The sequence below is a fragment of the Klebsiella sp. MS 92-3 genome, assembly GCF_000195655.1.
Classification (GTDB): Bacteria; Pseudomonadota; Gammaproteobacteria; order Enterobacterales; family Enterobacteriaceae; genus Klebsiella; species Klebsiella pneumoniae.
On sequence record NZ_GL882741.1, the window covers coordinates 17,038 to 22,327 of the forward strand.

The window sequence follows — 5,290 nt, forward strand, 5'->3', positions numbered from 1 at the left end:
CGGCGGCGCTAACGCTTGCCGGGGCTACTGCTTTGGTAGCCCGGATAAGCGCTAGCACCATCCGGGACAGACCGTGTTGCTTACGCGCTGCGCTGCAGCAGCATCGACTTAATATGGCCGATGGCGCGCGTCGGGTTCAGCCCCTTCGGACACACACTGACGCAGTTCATAATGCTGTGACAGCGGAATACGCTGAAAGCATCGCTCAGGCCGTCTAGGCGCTCGCTGGTTTCGGTATCGCGACTGTCGATCAGGAAGCGATACGCGGCCAGCAGGCCAGCCGGGCCGATGAACTTGTCCGGGTTCCACCAGAACGACGGGCACGAGGTCGAACAGCAGGCGCACAGAATACACTCGTACAGCCCGTCGAGTTTCTCACGCTGCTCAGGCATCTGCAGATGCTCGCGAGCCGGAGGATTTTGCCCATTATTCAACAAGTAAGGCTTAATCTTCTCATATTGTGCATAGAATTGCCCCATGTCCACCACCAAATCACGGATAACCGGTAATCCTGGCAGCGGACGGATAACAATCTTCTTGCCCGGCTGATTCAGCGCGGAGATCGGCGTGATGCACGCCAAACCGTTTTTCCCGTTCATGTTCAGACCATCGGACCCGCAGACCCCTTCACGGCAGGAGCGGCGGAACGACAGCGACGGATCTTTTTCTTTCAGCTGGATCAGCGCATCCAGCAGCATCATGTCGCGACCTTCTTCCGCTTCAAGGGTGTAATCCTGCATGTGCGGAGCGTCGTCAACATCCGGGTTATAGCGATAAATTGAAAACTCGAGTTTCATTTTCCTGTCTCCGCATTAGTAAGTACGAATCTTCGGCGGGAATGCCGGACGCAGTTTCGGTTCCATATTGACGCTACGACGCGTCATGGATTCCGACTCTGGCAGGTACAGGGAATGGCACAGCCAGTTTTCATCATCACGATCCGGGAAGTCGAAGCGGCTGTGGGCGCCACGGCTCTCGGTACGGAAGTTAGCGGATACGGCGGTCGCGTAGGCGGTTTCCATCAGGTTATCCAGCTCCAGGCACTCAACGCGCTGGGTGTTGAACTCGCTGGAGGTATCGTCGAGACGGGCGTTTTTCAGGCGCTCGCGGATCACTTTCAGTTGCTCCAGACCTTTGTGCATCGCATCGCCTTCGCGGAACACCGAGAAGTTATGCTGCATACATTCCTGCAGCGCTTTACGAATCGCCACCGGATCTTCACCAGAGCGGGTGTTGTTCCAGCGGTTGAGGCGATCCAGCGAGCCTTCGATATCGGATTCGCTAGCGTCGCGCAGCGTGCCCTGCTCGGCAATGGATTCCTGCAGATGCAGGCCCGCCGCGCGGCCGAAGACCACCAGGTCGAGCAGCGAGTTGCCGCCCAGACGGTTGGCGCCGTGGACCGATACGCAGGCGATTTCGCCTACCGCGAACAGGCCCGGGATCACCACGTCTTCGCCCTTCTCATTCACGGTCAACGCCTGGCCGGTGACTTTGGTCGGGATACCGCCCATCATGTAGTGACAGGTTGGGATAACCGGGATCGGCTCTTTCACCGGATCGACGTGGGCAAAGGTACGGGAAAGTTCAAGGATACCCGGCAGACGAGATTCCAGAACCTCTTTACCGAGGTGATCCAGTTTCAGTTTCGCGTGCGGGCCCCACGGACCGTCGCAGCCGCGGCCTTCGCGGATTTCGATCATGATGGAACGCGCCACCACGTCACGGCCCGCCAGGTCTTTAGCGTTCGGGGCATAACGCTCCATAAAGCGTTCGCCGTGTTTGTTCAGCAGGTAACCGCCTTCGCCGCGGCAACCTTCGGTAACCAGAACCCCAGCCCCGGCGATACCGGTCGGGTGGAACTGCCACATTTCCATATCCTGCACCGGCACGCCGGCGCGGATGGCCATCCCGACGCCGTCACCCGTATTGATGTGGGCGTTGGTGGTGGACTGATAGATACGGCCTGCGCCGCCGGTCGCCAGCACGGTGGCGCGGGCTTTAAAGTAGACCACCTCGCCGGTCTCGATGCACAGGGCGGTACAACCGACTACCGCGCCGTCCTGGTTTTTCACCAGATCGAGGGCGTACCATTCGGAGAAGATAGTGGTGTGGTTTTTCAGGTTCTGCTGATACAGAGTGTGCAGCAGGGCGTGGCCGGTACGGTCAGCCGCCGCCGCGGTACGCGCCGCCTGTTCGCCGCCGAAGTTCTTCGACTGGCCGCCAAACGGGCGCTGATAAATACGGCCATCGTCAAGACGAGAGAACGGCAGTCCCATGTGCTCCAGCTCAAGAATCGCTTCCGGGCCGGTCTTACACATGTATTCGATGGCGTCCTGGTCGCCGATATAGTCCGACCCTTTTACGGTGTCGTACATATGCCATTCCCAGTTATCTTCATGGGAGTTACCGAGCGCGACGGTGATGCCACCCTGCGCGGATACGGTATGGGAACGGGTAGGGAACACTTTGGAGAGCAGTGCACAGGTCTGTCCGCTCTGGGAAATTTGCAGCGCCGCGCGCATACCTGCGCCGCCGGCACCGATGACAACAGCATCAAACTCTCTGACTGGCAATTTCATTACACACCCCACACCACAACAAATCCATAAAGAACGTAAGCCACCAGCGCCACAACGATAGCCAGTTGCAGAACCAGGCGCAGAGCCAGTGGTTTAACGTAGTCTGTTAACACCTGCCACATCCCGATCCAGGCATGGATGAGAATGGAAACGAGAGCCAGCAGAGTGAAGACTTTAGTGAAGCCGGAGGCAAAGAACCCGGTCCACACTTCCCATGAGATTTCACCGGTGGTGGCGAAGAAGCCAACCATGTAGATGATGTAGAGGGTCAGAACGATGGCGGTAGCACGGACCAGGATAAAGTCATGTACGCCGTTGCGTCCCAGTGCTGAGGCGTTGCTTACCATACGAGGACTCCTGCGAGAAGTGAAAGCACGACAGTAATAACAAAAGAAATTTTGGCGGAACGTTTCCCTGCTTCGAGGGTTTCGTCAAGGTAGCCAAAGTCCATCATCAGATGGCGAATACCGACAACGACGTGATAGGCCAGCGCGGTGAGAATGCCCCACATGATGAACTTCACAAAGAAGCTATCCATGATGGAGGCCGCCGTCAGAAAACCTTCTGGGGAGGAAAGGCTGGTGCCCAGCAGCCAAAGCAGAATTCCGACCGCCACGAAGGTGATGACACCGGAAACGCGATGGAGAATGGACGCTATCGCCGTGATTGGGAACCGTATCGTTTGTAGATCCAGATTGACAGGTCTTTGTTTTTTCACATTTCTTACCATGAATAACGCCCACATGCTGTTCTTATTGTTTCCTTCCTCCGGTCTGCTTGCGGGTCAGACAGCGTCCTTTCTATAACCAGAAGTCATGTTAAAACGTCTTTTCAGGCATTAAAACATCACTAAACAACGCTGGGTGGCTCGGGATTGCAGGGTGTTCCGGAGACCTGGCCGCAGTATAGGCCGTTCACAAAATCATTACAATTAACCTACATATAGTTTGTTGGGTTTTCTCCGGAACAGTGATCAAGGTCACGATACCAACATTTTTTTAATTTTTAATCACCTGATTTGACAAATATTAAACATTCTTGTTACAACCATTACCAGTTAAATGCAATAATGCTCAAAAGTTATGGGGTCACTCTTTCACCTGAGAATAAGTTATGTAACAGTGTGTCAGTATTGACCGATGTAATCAGGACAGTTATTAGTGGTATATAGGTTTTAATATTCGGACTGCTAAAACGCTGATTTGCTGTTGTTTCACCGCAGCCCTGAAGGACGTGCCATCAAGCGCCGTTGCTCTGTACCCTGCCCTTTTCGCTGACGCAGAGCTGTGTGCAACATAACAAACTGGTAACGTATGCAGGCGCGGGCCGAAAGCAAATCCACCACCCGGCAGTCTTAAGCAATAAAGGCGCTAAGGAGACCATAAATGTCTGATGCTAAAGCAAAAATCACCCTGGGTGGTGACACTGCTATTGAACTGGATGTGCTAAAAGGCACGCTCGGTCAGGATGTTATTGATATTCGTAGTCTTGGTTCAAAAGGCGTATTTACCTTTGACCCAGGTTTCACATCAACGGCTTCTTGTGAATCTAAAATTACGTTTATCGATGGTGACGAGGGGATCCTGCTGCACCGCGGCTTCCCGATCGACCAGTTAGCGACCGAATCTAATTATCTTGAAGTCTGTTATATCCTGCTGTACGGCGAAAAGCCGACCCAGGCCGAATATGACGAATTCAAAACTACCGTCACCCGCCACACCATGATTCATGAGCAGATCACCCGTCTGTTCCACGCGTTCCGTCGCGATTCCCACCCGATGGCGGTGATGTGCGGGATCACTGGCGCGCTGGCGGCGTTCTATCATGATTCCCTCGACGTGAATAACCCGCGTCACCGCGAGATTGCCGCCTACCGTCTGCTGTCCAAAATGCCAACCATGGCAGCCATGTGTTACAAATATTCTATCGGCCAGCCGTTTGTTTATCCGCGCAACGACCTCTCCTACGCCGGCAACTTCCTGCGCATGATGTTTGCGACACCGTGCGAAGAGTATGAAGTCAATCCGGTGCTGGAGCGCGCGATGGATCGTATTCTGATCCTGCACGCCGATCACGAGCAGAACGCGTCGACCTCCACGGTACGTACCGCGGGCTCCTCCGGCGCTAACCCGTTCGCCTGTATCGCTGCGGGCATCGCCTCCCTGTGGGGACCGGCACACGGTGGCGCCAACGAAGCGGCGCTGAAAATGCTGGAAGAGATCAGCTCCGTTGAGCACATTCCGGAATTTGTTCGTCGTGCGAAAGACAAGAATGACTCTTTCCGCCTGATGGGCTTCGGCCATCGTGTTTACAAAAACTACGATCCGCGCGCCACCGTGATGCGTGAAACCTGCCATGAAGTGCTGAAAGAGCTGGGCACCAAAGACGACCTGCTGCAGGTGGCCATGGAGCTGGAGCATATCGCGCTGAACGACCCGTACTTCATCGAGAAGAAACTGTATCCGAACGTCGACTTCTACTCCGGTATCATCCTGAAAGCGATGGGTATTCCGTCCTCCATGTTTACCGTTATCTTCGCCATGGCGCGTACCGTGGGCTGGATTGCGCACTGGAACGAAATGCACAGCGATGGCATGAAGATCGCCCGTCCGCGTCAGCTGTATACCGGCTACGCCAAACGCGATTTCCAGTCCGACATTAAGCGTTAATCGCACTGTCCGGATCATAAAAACGCGCCTGCTGGCGCGTTT

The 5,290-nt window shown here is 55.0% G+C and carries 5 protein-coding genes; 1 reads left to right on the plus strand and 4 read right to left on the minus strand.

Features of this window, described 5'->3' with window-relative positions:
* Nucleotides 1-80: 80 nt before the first annotated feature.
* Genes sdhB through sdhC form a run of 4 tightly spaced genes read right to left on the minus strand, consistent with a single transcriptional unit; the run spans nucleotide 81 to nucleotide 3,324 of the window.
* Nucleotides 81-797, minus strand: coding sequence for a succinate dehydrogenase iron-sulfur subunit SdhB (gene sdhB / locus HMPREF9538_RS22900; protein WP_002894954.1), 717 nt, complete (start codon nucleotides 795-797; stop codon nucleotides 81-83).
* Nucleotides 798-812: 15 nt separating this feature from the next.
* Nucleotides 813-2,579, minus strand: a complete 1,767-nt coding sequence (gene sdhA, locus HMPREF9538_RS22895; RefSeq protein ID WP_004179067.1) for a succinate dehydrogenase flavoprotein subunit — start codon at nucleotides 2,577-2,579, stop codon at nucleotides 813-815.
* Entirely contained in the window at nucleotides 2,579-2,926 is a 348-nt protein-coding gene (gene sdhD, locus HMPREF9538_RS22890) for a succinate dehydrogenase membrane anchor subunit (protein WP_002894949.1), read from the minus strand. Before sdhD ends, sdhA begins: the two co-directional genes overlap by 1 nt.
* Nucleotides 2,920-3,324 (minus strand): succinate dehydrogenase cytochrome b556 subunit, encoded by a 405-nt coding sequence (gene sdhC, locus HMPREF9538_RS22885; protein WP_004142216.1) that lies wholly within the window; start codon nucleotides 3,322-3,324, stop codon nucleotides 2,920-2,922. Before sdhC ends, sdhD begins: the two co-directional genes overlap by 7 nt.
* Nucleotides 3,325-3,964: 640 nt before the next feature.
* Between sdhC and gltA the strand changes: the two genes are divergently transcribed.
* Nucleotides 3,965-5,248, plus strand: a complete 1,284-nt coding sequence (gltA, locus tag HMPREF9538_RS22880) for a citrate synthase (RefSeq protein ID WP_002894943.1) — start codon at nucleotides 3,965-3,967, stop codon at nucleotides 5,246-5,248.
* Nucleotides 5,249-5,290: the final 42 nt, after the last annotated feature.

Bases quoted from the DNA above. Each gene is read 5' to 3' on its own strand.
- sdhB (WP_002894954.1), bottom strand. From the start codon at position 797: ATGAAACTCGAGTTTTCAATTTATCGCTATAACCCGGATGTTGACGAC.
- sdhA (WP_004179067.1), bottom strand. From the start codon at position 2,579: ATGAAATTGCCAGTCAGAGAGTTTGATGCTGTTGTCATCGGTGCCGGC.
- sdhD (WP_002894949.1), bottom strand. From the start codon at position 2,926: ATGGTAAGCAACGCCTCAGCACTGGGACGCAACGGCGTACATGACTTT.
- sdhC (WP_004142216.1), bottom strand. From the start codon at position 3,324: ATGTGGGCGTTATTCATGGTAAGAAATGTGAAAAAACAAAGACCTGTC.
- gltA (WP_002894943.1), top strand. From the start codon at position 3,965: ATGTCTGATGCTAAAGCAAAAATCACCCTGGGTGGTGACACTGCTATT.